This window comes from Nocardia fusca NBRC 14340 (assembly GCF_001618425.1).
GTDB lineage: Bacteria > Actinomycetota > Actinomycetes > Mycobacteriales > Mycobacteriaceae > Nocardia > Nocardia fusca.
Genome location: NZ_BDCU01000030.1, coordinates 120,585 through 134,901, shown reverse-complemented (window position 1 = coordinate 134,901; position 14,317 = coordinate 120,585). Strand labels below are relative to the sequence as shown.

The window sequence follows — 14,317 nt, the reverse complement described above, 5'->3', positions numbered from 1 at the left end:
TCGCAGGCTCCGCCGCCGGGACCTACGCCCGGCGGCGAGTGGCTGTGCGTGGATCGATCGGCCGCGGTCCTTACCAGCCGGATACGGCCCCGTCTCCGTACACCAGGAGGTTGGCGAGACTGGTGAAGATCGGCAGCCCGGTCTTGATCTCGAGATAGGCGAACTGGCCCTGCGGGTTGACCTCGAGGAAGTAGTACTCGCCGTCGAGGCCCACCCGCAGATCCAGGACGCCGAAACTCAGCCCCAGCGTGCCCATCAGCGTCGCCAGCGATTTGCTGACGGCGGCCGGTAGCAGGGTGGGAACGAAATCGACCGAGGTGTCCAGCCGGGAGTCGACGCGTCCGGCCCCGGCGCGGGAATCGATGCGCACCGCCCACTCCTGCCCGTCCACCCACACCACCCGCAGATCGCATTCCGGATCGATATAGCGCTGGAAGGTGGTGGGCGCCCAGCGGATACTGCCGAGCCGGTCCAGATCGGCGGTACCGACCAGCCGGGTTTCGGAGAATTCGGCGCGGGAGGTGCCGGTACGTTTGAAAACCACGCGGCTGCCGCAGGTTTCGATGAATTCGCGGGCCTCGTCCGGATCGTTGGTGACCAGTGTGTCCGGGACCGTGCAGCCGGCCCGCCGGGCGGTATCGAGTTGCACGATCTTGCGATGGGCGATCCGGTCGTTGCCCGGATCGTTGATCCACTGGGCGCCCAGCGACCACAGCAGGCCCTGGACGAAAGCGTCGCATTCGGCCTGGCGGTAGGCGTTGTCGTCGGCGCGCACCCCGGCCGGTACCGAGCTCGGATGCGGGCGCCGCCACCAGACCGATCCGACCTCGTCCAGACCGGCCAGGCCCGCCAGCGACCGTTCGACCCCGGCCGCCCCGAGCCGGAAACTGCCCGGCTCACGCGGGAAATCACGCAGGTCCCATCGGAGCGGCGACATCGCGTGCTGTTCGCGCAGGGTCGCCACCATGGCCGCGGCGTGCAGATCGTCGGCTTCGGAGACGATGAGGACCCCGCGGGCCGGCACGGTGCTCATCGCGCCCGCCGTTCAGTCGAAGCTGTCGCTGTGGACGCCGTCGTCGCTGGTGTTGCGCGACCTGGTCTGGGCGCAGGTGAACGTCGCGGGGAATTCGGGTGTGTCGGCGAGGTCGAGTCGCCGGGCCCAAAATGCGGTGAGCTGGCGCAGCTGCCGGTCACCGAAGGTCTCGGACGGCGGCGCCGCCAGGGTCATCGGCCGCTCCGCCACGTCGATACGCAGACGGCGGGTGAAATCGGCCGTGACGCCGGGCCGGATGTCCACGTGCACGCGCCGGCCGGTGGCGTGCTCGTCGACGAACCGGATCGCCAGGACATCGTCGCGACACAAGGTCCACGTCCCGTCTGCCACCCGAACTCGGATATCCCGGTCGGATTCGCCGACCAGGACACCGGTGAGAGTGGCGAACGCACCGCATCCGGGGGTCTCGAGGAGGTGGAGGGCATCGGTCATCTGGATTCTCCGATCTTGCCGGCGGTGTGCCACGACCCGAGTGCGTCCGGATCATAACGCCGCGCGGCGGCTGCGGAAGCCGATATCGCCGGATTTCCCCTGTTCGGATACCTGATCTTGCGTCCGCAGATTGTTCTGCGGCGGAGGCTGTCCGGTAGCTGTGCCGTCCGGGGACCGTGTGCCGTTGTGGCGGCCCGGCGGTCAGAGTCCGAGCATGTCCGGATGCGTGGCCAATTCACGGAACCGGCCGGGTGGATCGGCGACCAACCGGCGAGCGTCCAGATCCAGCAGGCCGCCGACCACCGACACCTCGGCCGAGAGGGTGCCGTCGGTGCGGATCATCTCCTGCCGGATGCGGTAGGTCTTCCCGCTACCCCATTCGAATGCGCAGGTGACCCGGAATTCGTCCCCGCCGCGCAGCTCCCGCCGGTACTTGATGGTGCTCTCCAGAACCACGGGCCCCACCCGTGCCGCCACCAGTTTGTCGGCCTGCAGGCCCGCGGCGAGCAGGAACTCCCAGCGGGCGTGTTCGGCGTACTGCAGGTAGACCGCCTGATTGACATGGCCTTGGACATCGAGTTCGTAGCCGCGGACGGTTACGGGGACGGAGAAGGTCATAGCGGTGCGAACCCTCCGGCGGCCGCGGTTGTTCCCGGTTCAGCGCCGCCGCTGGGTGGTGCGTTCCTGCCACCATCGGGGCGCGTCGACGAAGTGGTTGTCGTATTCGTCCTGGGACGCGGCGAGTTCGTCCAGGGTGGCCTCGCCGCGCGCGATCCGCTCGAGCAGCCGGAAGTACCCGAAACGCTGAACGCCGGGTATGAGGGCGATCAGGATGCGAGCCCCGCTGTCGGGGGTGGCGCCGAAGGCGTGGATGGTCGTCTTCGGTACGACGGCCGAGCCGCCCGCGCCGATGGTGAGGATGCGGTCCCCGGTCATCAGCTGGAGTTCGCCGTCGGCGACGTAGAAGAGCTCGCCGGACAGGGTGTGGAAATGCGGTGCCGCGCCGTCGGCGCCGCGGTCCATGGTGACCTCCAGGGTGCTCACCGCGCCGTGGGCCTGTTCGGCGTCGATGAGCAGCCGCATGGTGACCGGCCCGGTGCGCAGCGTCTCGGCGTCACCGGACTGCCGGATCGCGGTGGGTTCGGGGGTGGCGGGCATGGATGCTCCTCATGATTCGCTGCCATATAGTTAACGATCTAACTATATGGCAGCGAATAGAATCTTGTCCATGGCCGAATCCGGATCCGATGCGATCGATGCGATCGAACGACAGTGGCGGCGGGAACGCCCCGACCTCGACTTGGCGGCGATGGTGGTGTTCGGCCGCCTCGGGCGGCTCGCCGTGGTCGCCGAACGCGCGATCGAGACGGTTTTCTTCGCCCACGGCCTGCGGCGCGGCGAATTCGACGTCCTGGCGGCACTGCGGCGATCCGGTGCGCCGTTCGAACTCAACCCGTCCGCGCTGGCCGACACCTTGATGCTGTCGCGTGCGGGCATGACGGGCCGCCTCGACCGTCTGGAGTCGGCGGGTTACGTGCGGCGGATCGCGGACGCGGAGGACCGCCGGGCGGTCCGCGTCGCGCTCACGGACGCGGGCCGGGAACTGGTCGATACGGTGGTCACCGAGCACACCGCGAACGAGACACGGATGCTGTCGGCGCTGACCGCGGCCGAACGCGGCGAACTGGACCGGATCGCGGGCAAACTGCTCACCGCACTGGAAGCCGGGGACTGAGCGGGACGCGGTCCCGCTCCCGCACGCTCAGGGGCGGCGGCGTACCGAGGCCTCGACCAGATCCAGTACAGCGGTGAGGTTTTCGTTGGTGTGGCCCGAGGCGATCCGGGCGATGAGTCCGTCCAGCACCAGATCGAGATAGCCCAGCAGGACATCGGTGGGCACATCGTCGCGCAGGGCGCCGGCCGCCTTACGCCGCTCCAGGCGGGCCAGTGTGGCCGCGGTCAGCTCCGCCGAACGCTGGGTCCAGCCGGCGCGGAACTCCGGATCGGTCCGCAGCCGCCGGGCGATCTCGAGCCGAGTGCCCAGCCAGTTGTACTCCTGCGGGTCGGCGAGCATATCCCGCATCACCTGCACCAGACCCTGGTTGGCCGCCACCTCGGCCATACGCTCGGCATCCTCCTGGGCCAGGGCGAAGAAGAGCGCGTCCTTGTCCCGGAAATGATGGAAGATCGCACCGCGGGACAGGCCGATGGCATCTTCCAGGCGCCGGACGGTGGCGCCGTCGTACCCGAACTCGGCGAAGCAGCGGCGGGCGCCGTCGAGTATCTGTGAACGCCGGGCAGCCAGATGATCGTCGCTGACCTTGGGCATCGTGCTCCTTCAACGGATATACGAACCCCGCGCGGCGGATTCACCGCGCGGGGCCCTCAGATTACGAGCGAACGAACAAGTGACGTGCCGACGCCCCGCCCCGGTCGGGAGCGGGTTCTACGAGCTGTGCCCGTCTCGTCGGTGCGGACCCGTGGCGGATGCGCCGTAGGCGCGAGTCCCGGGTGCGCACCGACGAGACTTCGGGGGCGCGACCACGCGCCGCCGGAGGCGGCGCCGTGCAACACAGCGTGATCAGGGCCTGATCATGTTCCGCAGGACATACTGCAGGATGCCACCGTTGCGGTAGTAATCGGCTTCACCGGGGGTGTCGATCCGGACCACCGCGTCGAACTCGATCTTCGAGCCGTCGTCCTTGGTCGCGGTGACGTGCACGGTGGACGGTGTGGTGCCCGCGTTGAGCTCCTCGATACCCGCGATATCGAAGACCTCGGTACCCGTGAGACCCAGCGACTTCGCCGATTCGCCCTCTGGGAACTGCAGCGGGATGACGCCCATACCGATCAGGTTCGAGCGGTGGATGCGCTCGAACGACTCCACGATCACGGCGCGCACACCCAGCAGGCGGGTGCCCTTGGCGGCCCAGTCGCGGGAGGAGCCGGAACCGTACTCCTTACCGCCCAGGACGACCAGCGGGATACCGGCCTTCTGGTAGTTCTGCGAGGCGTCGTAGATGAACGCCTGCGGAGCGCCCTCCTGGGTGAAGTCGCGGGTGTAACCGCCCGAGACGTCGTCGAGGAGCTGGTTGCGCAGCCGGATGTTGGCGAAGGTGCCGCGGATCATGACCTCGTGGTTACCGCGCCGCGAGCCCAGGGAGTTGTAGTCCTTGCGCGCCACGCCGTGCGAGTCGAGGTAATCGGCCGCCGGGGTGCCCGGCTTGATGGCGCCGGCCGGGGAGATGTGGTCGGTGGTGACCGAATCGCCCAGCAGGGCCAGCACGCGCGCGCCCTTGATATCGGTGACCGGCTCCGGCTCCATACCCATACCGTCGAAGTAGGGCGCTTTGCGGACGTAGGTGGAGTCGTCGCTCCACTCGAAGGTGTTGCCCTCCGGGGTGGGCAGGCTGCGCCACCGCTCGTCGCCCTTGAAGACGTCGGCGTAGGACTTGGTGAACATCTCCTGGCTGATCGCCGACTTGATGGTGTCGTCGATCTCCTGGGCCGAGGGCCAGATGTCCTTCAGGAACACCGGGTTGCCCTGGGGGTCCTGGCCCAGCGGGTCGTTCCCGAAATCGAAGTCCATGGTGCCCGCGAGCGCGTAGGCGATGACCAGCGGCGGGGAGGCCAGGTAGTTCATCTTCACGTCGGGGGAGATGCGGCCCTCGAAGTTGCGGTTACCGGACAGTACCGCGGTCACGGTGAGGTCGTTCTCGTTGACCGCCTTGGAGATCTCCTCCGGCAGCGGACCGGTGTTGCCGATGCAGGTGGTGCAGCCGTAACCACCCAGGTAGAAGCCGAGCTTCTCCAGGTAGGGCCACAGGCCGGCCTTCTCGTAGTAGTCGGTGACGACCTGCGAGCCGGGGGCCATATTTGTCTTGACCCACGGCTTGGTGGACAGGCCCTTCTCGACCGCGTTACGGGCGAGCAGCGCCGCACCGATCATGACCGAGGGGTTCGAGGTGTTGGTGCAGGAGGTGATACCCGCGACGGCGACCGCGCCGTGATCCAGGATGAACTCGCCGCGCTCCTCGGAGACGACCCGCACCGGATTGGACGGCCGGCCCTCGGAGTTGAGCGCCGCAGACTGCACGCCGACAGAGCCGTGCGCCGCCGACTGCACGTCGACAGCGCCGTCGTCGGCGAAGGACAGCGACGCCGGATCGGATGCCGGGAACGACTCCTCGACCGCTTCGTCCAGCTGGGAATGCGGCGTCGGGTGCTGATCCCGCACGTAGTTGTAGATGTCCTTGCGGAACGCGATCTTCGACTCGTCCAGCGCGATACGGTCCTGCGGGCGCTTCGGACCGGCGATGGAGGGCACCACGGTGCTCAGGTCGAGCTCGAGGTACTCCGAGTAGACGGGTTCGGCGGCCGGATCGTGCCACATACCCTGTTCCTTGGCGTAGGCCTCGACGAGCGCCAGCTGTTCCTCGGTGCGGCCGGTCAGGCGCAGGTAGTTGATGGTCTCCTCGTCGATCGGGAAGATCGCCGCGGTGGAGCCGAACTCGGGGCTCATATTGCCCAGGGTGGCACGGTTGGCCAGCGGGACCTCGGCCACGCCCTGGCCGTAGAACTCGACGAACTTGCCGACCACACCGTGCTTGCGCAGCATATCGGTGACGGTGAGCACCACGTCGGTGGCGGTGACGCCCGGCTTGATCTCACCGGTGAGCTTGAAGCCGACCACGCGCGGGATCAGCATGGAGACCGGCTGGCCCAGCATGGCGGCCTCGGCCTCGATACCGCCGACACCCCAGCCCAGCACACCCAGGCCGTTGACCATGGTGGTGTGCGAGTCGGTGCCGACGCAGGTGTCGGGGTAGGCCTGGCCGTTGCGGACCATGACGGTGCGGGCCAGGTATTCGATGTTCACCTGGTGCACGATGCCGGTACCCGGGGGGACGACCTTGAAATCGTCGAACGCGCCCTGACCCCAGCGCAGGAACTGGTAGCGCTCGCCGTTGCGTTCGTATTCGAGTTCGACATTGCGCTCGAAGGCGTCGGCGCGGCCGAAGACGTCGAGGATGAGCGAGTGGTCGATGACCATTTCGGCGGGGGAGAGCGGATTGACCTTCTCCGGATCGCCGCCGAGGGCCGAGACCGCCTCGCGCATGGTGGCGAGGTCGACCACGCAGGGCACGCCGGTGAAGTCCTGCATCACCACGCGGGCCGGGGTGAACTGGATCTCGATACTGGGCTGGGCCTCGGGGTCCCAGTCCGCCAGCGCGCGGATATGGTCGGCGGTGATGTTCGCGCCGTCCTCGGTGCGCAGCAGGTTCTCGGCGAGAACTTTCAGTGCGTACGGGAGTTTCTCGGTGCCGGGTACGGCCGAGAGCCGGAAGATCTCGTAGGAGTTGCTTCCGACCTCGAGGTTGCCCTTGGCGCCGAAAGTATCGATACTTTTCGTCACGTCAGCTCCACTTGTCGGGTGTGCGGACGCCGTCGGCGGGGCTGTGCCGGCGGCGGTACGTCTCTGGCATGAGGTGCCGGCCCGGGAAGGCGCCGGTTCCCCGCGGTTCCCAACCCTAACAGTACGCTTGTCCTATGAAAATCGCGGGGCGGTCTGTCGAGGCGGTCGGGCGGCACGCCCCGTCGTCGGGCGTGCCGGGTGTCGGGTAACCGCTCACGCGTCGCGTAATCTGCTCTCGAGCTGGTCCGAGTTAGCCGGGCGGTACCGACGGGTACCCCGGCTGTTCGTGCCAGTAGCGGATTCCCCGTCGCGTCGTCGGACGATGCGGCTCGACCAGACCGGATGGAAGATGACCGTCACCCACACCTCGGCCTTCTCCCTCAAGGCCACCAAACTGCCGGACGGGTTCGATTCGAAGACCCTCGAAGAGGTTCGGACCGATCTCGCCGACAACGGAGTGGCCACGCCAGAGGGCGACGATCAGAGCGAACTGGCCGCCATCGTGGCCGATGCGCGGGCGCACGGCATCGATCTGAGCATCGTGGTGCTCGACGGCAATCCGGGACACGACTCCGAACTGCGCGATCTCGCCACGGAGGTGGCCGGATTCCAGCACGGCACCGTCGCGGTCTTCAGCGACGACTGGATCGGCACCACCAGCGATTCGATCAGCCGGGTCCGGTTGGAGTGGGCCGAGGACAAGTCCAAGTTCACCGGCGGAAAGACCGAACAAGCCGCCCAAACCCTGGTGCACCGCCTGGAACAGACACCGGCGGTGAGTTGGACCGAGATCACGATCGTGCTCCTGGCCGGACTGGTGCTGACGGTGGGCGGTCTGTACTGGGTCAAGGCCCGCCGCGCGGGCGGGCCGCAGCCCGCGGACGCGGCGCCGGGCCCGCGCACCCAGCGCACCGAAGATCCGGAGCTGGCACCGGCCGCACGGTAACCGCTACCGGCCGCCCGGTGGGCGTACCGGGCCGCCCCTGTCCTACCGCGCCCCCGTCGGCCGCCGCGGCCCGTGGGCCGCGCGACGCCGGCCGGCGCGCACCCCGGGTCGCGCCGGACAGGTTTCGACAACCGCTACGGCGGGCACCATGCCGTATCGGTACGTATGGTCGAACAGGAGTGGGTGACGGCGCCCGCTGTAGCACCGGAAGCCCTGCCGGCCCCGCCGGGAAACCGTCCGCGAACGACGGCGAATTTCCCGACAGTGGAGCCGGTTGCGGCATCCGCGGCCATCACCTGGAATAGTTGTGACAGCACGCACAGGACCAAGGCGAAAGCGGGGATGTTGGTGACTTCGACGGACGGTGTCAGCGGGGCAGATTTGGCGAAACGACCGCCAACGCCTGCTTCGAGCACCCTCGAGCGTGACGTCCAGACCCTCGAGAAGGCGATCTACGAGGTCAAGCGGGTCATCGTCGGGCAGGACCGGCTGGTCGAGCGGTTGCTCGTCGGAGTGCTCGCCAAGGGACACGTTCTGCTCGAAGGCGTCCCCGGTATCGCCAAGACGCTCGCGGTCGAGACCTTCGCCAAAGTGGTCGGCGGTTCGTTCTCCCGCGTCCAGTTCACCCCCGACCTGGTCCCGACCGACCTCGTGGGTACCCGCATCTACCGGCAGGGCCGCGAGGAGTTCGATACCGAACTCGGCCCCGTGGTCGCGAATTTCGTCCTCGCCGACGAGATCAACCGCGCCCCGGCCAAGGTGCAGTCGGCGCTGCTCGAGGTGATGGCCGAGCGGCATGTGTCGATCGGCGGCAAGACCTACCCGATGCCCGATCCGTTCCTGGTGATGGCCACCCAGAACCCGATCGAGAGCGAGGGCGTGTACCCGCTGCCGGAAGCGCAGCGCGACCGCTTCCTGTTCAAGGTCGTCGTCGACTACCCCTCGGTCGAGGAGGAGCGCGAGATCATCTACCGGATGGGTGTGACCCCGCCGGAACCGAACCGCATCCTGGAGCCGACCGAACTCATCCGCCTCCAGAAACTGGCCGCGAACACCTTCGTGCACCACGCGCTGGTCGACTACGTGGTCCGGGTGATCTCCGCGACCCGCGTGCCGGCCGAATTCGGGATGCACGATGTGGCGAACTGGGTGGCCTACGGCGCCTCGCCGCGTGCCAGCCTCGGCATCATCGCCGCCGCGCGCGCCGTGGCGCTCATCCGCGGCCGCGACTACGTGGTCCCGCAGGACGTCATCGAGGTCGTACCCGACGTGCTGCGGCACCGGCTGGTGCTGTCCTACGACGCGCTCGCCGACGAGATCAGCCCGGAGGACGTGATCCAGCGGGTTCTGCAGACCGTCGGGCTCCCGCAGGTCGCGCCGCAGGCCGTGGCGACGGGCGGCGTCGCGCCCATCGCCGAGAACGGTAACCGGCCGCCCGCGCCGCCGCAGCAGCCGCCGGCGCCGCAGGTGCCGCAGACCGCCGGCACGAACCAGCACCAGTGACCCGGCCGCCGGACCCCCGCGCCCGAGAGACCGTGCCCGACCCCCATGCCCCGCCGTCGTTCCGTTCGGGCGAGCTGACCGATCCGCATCTGACGGCCGCCCTGAAAACCCTGGAGCTCACCGTGCGCCGCCGCTTGGACGGCGTGCTGCACGGTGATCACCTCGGCCTCATCCCCGGCCCCGGTTCGGAACCGGGAGAGGCGCGGGCCTATCAGCCCGGTGACGACGTCCGGCAGATGGACTGGTCGGTGACCGCGCGGACCACCCACCCGCACGTCCGGCAGATGATCGCGGACCGGGAGCTGGAGACCTGGATGGTGGTGGATCTGTCCGCCAGCCTGGATTTCGGCACCGGCGCCTGCCAGAAACGCGATCTGGCGGTGGCCGCCGCGGCCGCGGTGACCCATCTGACGATGGGCGGCGGAAACCGGGTCGGCGCCGTGGTCGCGACCGGTGAGCAGATGCAGCGGATCCCCGCCCGCAGCGGCCGGGTCCACGCGCAGTCGCTGCTGCGCAGTATCGCCACCACCCCGCATCCGCGCGACGGAGTGCGCGGTGATCTGCGCGGCGCCATCGAATCGTTGCGCCGGCCGCAGCGCAAACGCGGCCTGGCGGTCGTGATCAGTGATTTCCTCGGGGATATCGACTGGCAGCGATCGCTGCGTGCCATCTCCGCGCGCCACGATCTGCTGGCTGTCGAGGTCCTCGATCCGCGCGATACCGAGCTACCGGATATGGGTGACGTGGTGTTGCACGATCCGGAGACCGGGCGGACCCGCGAGTTCACCGTCACTCCGCAACTGCGCGCCGATTACGCGGCCGCCGCCCAGCGGCACCGGGACGAGGTCGAGCAGACCCTGCGCAGTTGCGGCGCCCCGGTGCTCACCCTGCAGACCGACCGGGACTGGATCGCCGATGTGGTCCGGTTCGTCTCCACCCGGCGCCACAGCCTCGGCGCCTCGACCCCGCGGGTGCCACGCCAGTGAGTATTTCGAATTTCGCCGCACCGATCTGGCTCGGATTTCTTGCTGTCGTTCTCCTGCTCGCGCTCGGCTATCTGCTGGTGCAGCGCAGCAAGCATCGCCGGATGCTGCGGTTCAGCAATATGGAGCAGCTCGAAAAAGTCGCTCCCAACCGGCCCAGTTTCTGGCGCCACCTGCCGATGGTGCTCGTGATCGTCGGCATGGTGTTCGCCACGATCGGCGCGGCCGGACCGACCGCCGAGAAGAAGGTGCCCCGCAACCGGGCGACCGTGGTGCTGGTCATGGACGTTTCGCTGTCCATGGAGGCCACCGACGTCTCGCCGAACCGGCTGCAGGTCGCGCAGGAGGCGGCCAAGAACTTCGCCGAAGGTCTCACCCCGGGGATCAACCTGGGACTGGTGACCTACGCCGGCACCGCGTCGGTGCTCGTCTCACCGACCACGGACCGGGGTTCGGTGAAGGCCGCCATCGACAACATCAAACTCGCCGAGCGGACCGCCACCGGTGAGGGAATCCACACCGCCCTGCAGTCCATCGAGACCCTGGCCTCGGTCCTGGGTGGCTCCGAGACGCCACCGCCGGCCCGTATCGTGCTGATGTCCGACGGTAAACAGACCGTGCCCGATTTCGAGGACGTGGACAATCCGCGGCACGAATTCGTCGCCGCGCGGCTCGCGAAGACCAAGAAGATCCCGGTCTCGACGATCTCGTTCGGCACCAAATGGGGTGTGGTCGAGATCCCGCGTGAGGACGGCGGCACGGACCAGGTCGATGTGCCGGTGGACGACGAGGCGATGCAGGAGATCGCGCGATTGTCCGGCGGTGAGTTCTATACCGCCTCCAGCCTGCAGGAACTGTCCAGTGTCTACGACACCCTGGAGGAGCAGATCGGCTACGAGGTCACCCGGGGCGACGCCAGCCGTCCGTGGTGGCTGCTCGGCCTGCTGGCCACGGTGGCCGGCGTGGTGGCGGCGCTGGTGCTGCGCCAGCGGCTGCCCTGACAGATCGGTGAGATGGGCTGGTGCCGGGCGGATCCCGCCGAGATCCGCCCGGCCGGCGCCTCGTCGCCGACGCCGACGGGAATGAGTCGATATCGCACTGCGGGCCGGATGGAATCCGGCCCGCAGTGCTCTGTCCGCGTTGTACGACCTGCACAAGTTCCAGGGGGAAATCTCGGTGGACGTCCCATGAGAGCATCACCGACGCAGCCAGGTAGGTTTGTCCCCATGTCGAACTTCACAGCACGCTCGGTCCTGGTGACCGGCGGTAACCGCGGAATCGGGCTCGCGGTGGCGCAGCGTCTGCACGCCGACGGTCACAAGGTGGCCGTCACCCATCGCGGTTCGGGCGCCCCCGAGGGCCTGCTCGGGGTGAAATGCGATGTCACCGACAGTGATTCGGTGGACCGGGCGTTCGCCGAGGTGGAGGCCGCGCAGGGGCCGGTGGAGGTGCTGGTCGCCAATGCCGGGATCACCGATGACACGCTGCTCATGCGGATGAGCGAAGAGCAGTTCACCAAGGTGGTGGACGCCAACCTGGCCGGTGCCTTCCGGTGCGCCAAGCGGGCCAACCGCGCGATGCTGCGGGCGCGCTGGGGCCGGATGATCTTCCTCGGCTCGGTTGTCGGGTTCTCCGGTCAGGCCGGGCAGATCAACTACGCGGCCTCGAAGGCCGGTGTCGTCGGCCTGGCCCGCTCCATCACCCGCGAGCTCGGCTCCCGGTCGATCACCGCCAATGTCGTCGCGCCCGGGTTCATCGAGACCGATATGACGAAAGACCTTCCCGAGGACATGCGGGATATGGCGAAGAAGTTCATTCCGCTCCAGCGACTCGGTGCCCCCGAGGACGTCGCGGCGGTGGTCAGCTTCCTCGCCTCCGAGGACTCCGCCTACGTCTCGGGCGCGGTGATCCCGGTGGACGGCGGTATGGGTATGGGGCACTGACGCCCCGCACTCCTTCAGAACAGATCGAAAGCCGCGCCGACACCGGCCACCGGGTCGGCACCTCGACCGAGCGCGGCAGGATACGACACCACATTCAGGAGAATCGACAACTCATGGGCGGATTGCTCGAAGGCAAGACGATCCTCGTCACCGGCATCATCACCGATGCCTCCATCGCGTTCCACGCGGCGGCCATCGCGCAGAAGGAAGGGGCCAAGGTGATCATCACCGGCCTCACCGAGCGGTTGCGGCTGATCGACCGGATCGCCAAGCGGCTGCCGGAGGAGGTGCCGCCGGCCATCGGTCTCGACGTCACCAACGACGAGGACCTGCGCAAACTGCCCGATGAGATCCGCCGCCTCGCGCCCGAGGGCATCGACGGGGTCCTGCACTCGATCGCTTTCGCCCCCAAGACCCTGATGGGTCCCGCCGCCCTGCCGTTCCTGGACGGCCCGAGCGCGGACGCGGCGAAATCGTTCGAGATCTCGGCCTGGAGCTACGCGGCGCTGGCCCGCGCGGTCCTGCCGGTGATGAACGAGCGCGGCTCGATCGTCGGGATGGATTTCGACCCCCGCACCGCCATGCCGTACTACAACTGGATGGGTGTGGCCAAGGCCGCGCTGGAATCGGTGAACCGGTACGTGGCGCGTGAGGTCGGCTACGCGAAGAAGATCCGCTCCAACCTCATCGCGGCCGGCCCGGTCAAGACGCTGGCCGCCAAGGCGATCGCCGGGACCGCCACCGATGACGCGAAGCAGCTCAAGCAGCTCGACACCTACTGGGACGGCGCCTCGCCGATCGGCTGGGACGGCGGCGCCGAGGTGGTCGGCAAATCGATCGTCGCGCTGCTGTCGGACTGGCTGCCCGCGACGACCGGATCGATCATCTACGTCGACGGCGGCGCCAGCCACAACACCTGGTTCCCCGAGAACATGCCGCAGGACTGACGAACCGGCCGGAGAGGAGACACCGTGGCCCGCGCGGCCGACGCACTGCTGCTGCTGTCCTTCGGAGGTCCGGAAGGGCCCGACGAGGTGCTGCCGTTCCTGGAGAACGTGACCCGCGGCCGCGGTGTCCCCCCGGAACGGCTCGCCGAGGTCGCGCAACACTATCTGCACTTCGGCGGGGTGTCGCCGATCAATGCCCTCAATCGCGACATCATCGCCGCGGTGGAACGGGAGCTGGCCGCCACCGGCCCGCGGCTGCCGGTGTACTTCGGTAACCGCAACTGGCATCCGATGGTGGAGGACACACTGGCGCGGATGACCGCGGACGGCGTCCGGTCGGCTCTGGTGTTCCCCACCTCCGCCTGGGGCGGCTACTCCGGTTGCCGGCAGTACGACGAGGACCTCGCCCGGGCCCGCGCCGCGGTGGGCCCGGAGGCCCCGGAACTGGTGAAACTGCGCCAGTACTTCGATCATCCGCTCCTCGTGGCCGCCTTCGCCGACGCCGTACGCGCGGCGCGGGACACCCTGCCCGCCGCGCATCGGGCGGTCGCCCGGCTGGTCTTCACCGCGCATTCGGTGCCGGTGAGTGCCGATGCGGCGGCCGGGCCGCCGGCCGACGGCGGGCGCCTCTACAGCCGCCAGGTCGCCGAGGCGGCCCGGTTGTGCGCCGCCGCAACGGGTTTCGACGATTACGACGTGGTCTGGCAATCGCGTTCGGGTCCGCCGCATATCCCGTGGCTGGAGCCGGATATCGTCGATCATCTGGAAACGCTGGCGGACAAGGGTTTCGAGTCCGTGATCGTCTGCCCGGTCGGTTTCGTCTCCGACCATCTCGAGGTGATCTGGGATCTGGACAACGAGGCCGCCGAGAAAGCAGGCGAACTCGGTCTGTCCTTCGCGCGGGCGGCCACACCCGGGATCGATCCACGGTTCGCCGAGATGGTGGTGGAGTTGATCGGCGAACACGTCCGCGGCGTCAACCCGCGCAGGCTGGGCACGGTGCCGGGCTACGGGTGCACCACCGACGGCGCACCCTGCGCGGTCGACTGCTGCGCGCCACCGCGCCGCCCCCCGGGCCGGTGAGCCCGCCGGT

Annotated in this window: 14 protein-coding genes; 8 read left to right on the top strand and 6 right to left on the bottom strand. The window is 68.5% G+C overall.

What is annotated here, in order from left to right; translation table 11 throughout:
- Positions 1-70: 70 nt before the first annotated feature.
- From NF4_RS19560 to NF4_RS19545, 4 genes are all read right to left on the bottom strand, one after another.
- Entirely contained in the window at positions 71-1,033 is a 963-nt protein-coding gene (locus tag NF4_RS19560) for an MvdC/MvdD family ATP grasp protein (protein ID WP_063128797.1), read from the bottom strand.
- Between the two features lie 12 nt (positions 1,034-1,045).
- Positions 1,046-1,486, bottom strand: coding sequence for a hypothetical protein (locus NF4_RS19555; RefSeq protein WP_063128796.1), 441 nt, complete (start codon positions 1,484-1,486; stop codon positions 1,046-1,048).
- A gap of 201 nt (positions 1,487-1,687) precedes the next feature.
- Positions 1,688-2,104 (bottom strand): acyl-CoA thioesterase, encoded by a 417-nt coding sequence (locus NF4_RS19550; RefSeq protein ID WP_063128795.1) that lies wholly within the window; start codon positions 2,102-2,104, stop codon positions 1,688-1,690.
- A gap of 39 nt (positions 2,105-2,143) precedes the next feature.
- On the bottom strand, positions 2,144-2,644 hold the full coding sequence (locus NF4_RS19545) for a cupin domain-containing protein (protein WP_063128794.1): 501 nt from the start codon (positions 2,642-2,644) through the stop codon (positions 2,144-2,146).
- A 70-nt stretch (positions 2,645-2,714) separates the two neighbouring features.
- Here NF4_RS19545 and NF4_RS19540 point away from each other — a divergent pair, with 70 nt between their 5' ends.
- The gene (locus NF4_RS19540; RefSeq protein ID WP_063128793.1) at positions 2,715-3,221 is read left to right on the top strand and encodes a MarR family winged helix-turn-helix transcriptional regulator; all 507 of its coding nucleotides are present in this window, start codon (positions 2,715-2,717) and stop codon (positions 3,219-3,221) included.
- Between the two features lie 27 nt (positions 3,222-3,248).
- Here NF4_RS19540 and NF4_RS19535 read toward each other — a convergent pair whose 3' ends face one another.
- Together NF4_RS19535 and NF4_RS19530 are read right to left on the bottom strand one after the other, a co-directional pair.
- Positions 3,249-3,815: a TetR/AcrR family transcriptional regulator gene (locus NF4_RS19535; protein WP_030520508.1), complete on the bottom strand. Its 567-nt coding sequence runs from the start codon at positions 3,813-3,815 to the stop codon at positions 3,249-3,251.
- Positions 3,816-4,067: 252 nt separating this feature from the next.
- Positions 4,068-6,902, bottom strand: coding sequence for an aconitate hydratase (locus NF4_RS19530; protein WP_063128792.1), 2,835 nt, complete (start codon positions 6,900-6,902; stop codon positions 4,068-4,070).
- Between the two features lie 349 nt (positions 6,903-7,251).
- Here NF4_RS19530 and NF4_RS19525 point away from each other — a divergent pair, with 349 nt between their 5' ends.
- The 7 genes from NF4_RS19525 to NF4_RS19495 all read left to right on the top strand — a co-directional run bounded on the left by NF4_RS19525 (position 7,252) and on the right by NF4_RS19495 (position 14,307).
- Positions 7,252-7,848: an Rv1476 family membrane protein gene (locus tag NF4_RS19525; protein ID WP_063128945.1), complete on the top strand. Its 597-nt coding sequence runs from the start codon at positions 7,252-7,254 to the stop codon at positions 7,846-7,848.
- Between the two features lie 342 nt (positions 7,849-8,190).
- Positions 8,191-9,351: a chaperone MoxR1 gene (moxR1, locus tag NF4_RS19520; RefSeq protein ID WP_063128944.1), complete on the top strand. Its 1,161-nt coding sequence runs from the start codon at positions 8,191-8,193 to the stop codon at positions 9,349-9,351.
- A gap of 32 nt (positions 9,352-9,383) precedes the next feature.
- Complete coding sequence (locus NF4_RS19515; protein ID WP_030520504.1) at positions 9,384-10,337, top strand: DUF58 domain-containing protein; 954 nt, start codon at positions 9,384-9,386, stop codon at positions 10,335-10,337.
- A complete protein-coding gene (locus NF4_RS19510) occupies positions 10,334-11,335 on the top strand; it encodes a VWA domain-containing protein (protein ID WP_063128791.1) in 1,002 nt (333 codons plus the stop codon). The genes NF4_RS19515 and NF4_RS19510 overlap by 4 nt, the downstream gene beginning before the upstream one ends.
- 225 nt (positions 11,336-11,560) lie before the next feature.
- Complete coding sequence (gene fabG1, locus NF4_RS19505) at positions 11,561-12,277, top strand: 3-oxoacyl-ACP reductase FabG1 (protein ID WP_039825413.1); 717 nt, start codon at positions 11,561-11,563, stop codon at positions 12,275-12,277.
- Positions 12,278-12,390: 113 nt separating this feature from the next.
- The gene (gene inhA, locus NF4_RS19500; protein WP_063128790.1) at positions 12,391-13,224 is read left to right on the top strand and encodes an NADH-dependent enoyl-ACP reductase InhA; all 834 of its coding nucleotides are present in this window, start codon (positions 12,391-12,393) and stop codon (positions 13,222-13,224) included.
- 24 nt (positions 13,225-13,248) lie between these two features.
- Positions 13,249-14,307: a ferrochelatase gene (locus NF4_RS19495; RefSeq protein WP_063128789.1), complete on the top strand. Its 1,059-nt coding sequence runs from the start codon at positions 13,249-13,251 to the stop codon at positions 14,305-14,307.
- The last annotated feature ends 10 nt before the right edge of the window (positions 14,308-14,317 follow it).